Annotated in this window: 2 protein-coding genes and 1 pseudogene; 2 read left to right on the top strand and 1 reads right to left on the bottom strand. The window is 67.3% G+C overall.

Annotation, left to right across the window (positions count from 1 at the left end; translation table 11 throughout):
* Both RMO40_RS19580 and hemL read left to right on the top strand, forming a co-directional pair.
* Positions 1 to 204, top strand: a pseudogene (locus RMO40_RS19580) (bifunctional hydroxymethylpyrimidine kinase/phosphomethylpyrimidine kinase); the annotation flags it as partial.
* Positions 194 to 1,498, top strand: coding sequence for a glutamate-1-semialdehyde 2,1-aminomutase (gene hemL / locus RMO40_RS19575; RefSeq protein ID WP_309724947.1), 1,305 nt, complete (start codon positions 194 to 196; stop codon positions 1,496 to 1,498). The pseudogene RMO40_RS19580 and the gene hemL, both read left to right, overlap by 11 nt.
* A 19-nt stretch (positions 1,499 to 1,517) precedes the next feature.
* On the opposite strand, the gene RMO40_RS19570 is transcribed toward hemL, so the two are convergent.
* Positions 1,518 to 1,910: hypothetical protein (locus RMO40_RS19570; protein ID WP_309724945.1), on the bottom strand; the 393-nt coding region annotated here is incomplete at its 5' end.

The following is a 1,910-nucleotide window of genomic DNA, read 5'->3' as shown; positions in this document are numbered from 1 at the left end:
CTGGCCGCTGGGAGCGAGCTGCACACCGCCGTGGGTGAGTCGCTGGCCTTCCTGGACCAGGCGCTCGACGCCGGTTTCCGCCCCGGCATGGGCAACGTGATCCCCGATCGCTTCTTCTGGGCCCTGCCCCCGGGCGAAGAGGGTGAAGAAGGCCCCGACGCCACCGGCGACGAAGTGCCCAAGGACCCGCGCCATGTCCACTGAAACACCGACCAACGCAGCCTTGTTCGAACGCGCCCAGCGCGTCATCCCCGGCGGCGTCAACTCGCCGGTGCGGGCCTTCAAGGCCGTGGGCGGCACACCGCGGTTCATCGCCCGTGCCCAAGGGCCCTACATCTTCGACGCCGAAGGCACCCGCTACATCGACTACATCGGCTCCTGGGGGCCGATGATCCTCGGCCATGGCCACCCGGCTGTGCTGGATGCCGTGCAGAAGGCCGCGCTTGACGGGTTTTCGTTCGGTGCCCCGACCGAGCGCGAGATCGAGCTGGCTGAAGAGATCCTGAAGCTCGTGCCCAGCCTGGATCAGGTGCGCCTGGTCAGCTCGGGCACCGAAGCGGCGATGAGCGCCATCCGCCTTGCGCGCGGCGCGACCGGGCGCAACAAGATCATCAAGTTCGAGGGCTGCTACCACGGCCATGCCGACGCGCTGCTGGTCAAGGCCGGCTCGGGCCTGGCGACCTTCGGCAACCCCACCAGCGCCGGTGTGCCGGCCGAGGTGGTGCAGCACACCCTGGTGCTCGAATACAACCACCTCGCCCAGCTGGAAGAGGCCTTCAAGCTGCACGGCGCGGAGCTCGCCTGCGTGATGATCGAGCCGATTGCCGGCAACATGAATTTCGTGCGTGCGAGCGTGCCCTTCATGAAGCGCCTGCGCGAGCTGTGCAGCCAGCACGGCGCGCTGCTGGTGTTCGACGAGGTGATGACAGGCTTCCGAGTCGCGCTTGGCAGCGCCCAAAGCGTTTACGCCAAGCTCATCCCCGGATTCGAGCCCGACATGAGCGTGTTCGGCAAGGTGATCGGCGGTGGCATGCCACTGGCCGCCTTTGGCGCCAAGCGTGCGGTCATGGCTCAGCTCGCACCGCTGGGCCCGGTCTACCAGGCCGGCACCTTGTCGGGCAACCCGGTGGCCACGGCCTGCGGCCTGGCCACGCTCAAGCAGATCCAGAAACCCGGTTTCTTCGAAGCGCTGTCGGCGAGCACACGCCAGCTGGTCGACGGCCTCTCAGCTGAGGCTCGCGACGCCGGCGTGCCCTTCGTGGGCGACAGCGAAGGCGGCATGTTCGGCTTTTTCTTCACCGATGCGCTGCCGCAAAACTACGCGACGGTGATGGCCACCGACAAGGAGCGTTTCAACCGCTTCTTCCACGGCATGCTCGACCGTGGCGTGTACCTCGCGCCAGCGCTGTACGAAGCTGGCTTTGTGAGTGCGGCGCACACCAGCGACGACATTGCTGCCACCCTGGCCGCCGCACGCGAGGCTATTCGCGCGCTCTGATTGAATGAAGCCGAGGCGTTCAGACGGGTGACGACCGCAGGCCATAGGCCTTGCCGTCGACGAACAGGTATTCGACCCGCAGGATCGCCTCGCCCTTCTCGCCCGCGAAGGTGTAGCCCACCACCGACAGCGTCGTGCCCGGCTTGATCTCGGCCACCTGCCAGGCCTGCAGGCGGCTGAGTGGCGCGAGCTCCAACTCCCAGCGCTTGTCGGCGCGGGTGGGCAGCTGAGTCTTGGCCAGGATGGCCGGCCCGTCGATGCCCGCACTCTGGGCCGGCACGGAGCGTTTGGCCAGGTCGGCTGGCAGCTTCAAACCGGCCACCACGTCGAGCTCGATTTCGACGTGCGGGTTGCCCCAAGCCACCTTTGCGGCACGGCCTTCCAGGTAGAGCGGGCGGTCGGCATCAAAACT

Source organism: Rhizobacter sp., assembly GCF_031412075.1.
In the GTDB taxonomy this organism is placed as follows: domain Bacteria; phylum Pseudomonadota; class Gammaproteobacteria; order Burkholderiales; family Burkholderiaceae_C; genus Rhizobacter.
Note: the sequence above shows the minus strand (reverse complement) of the source record. Positions and strands in the feature narration are given on the sequence as shown.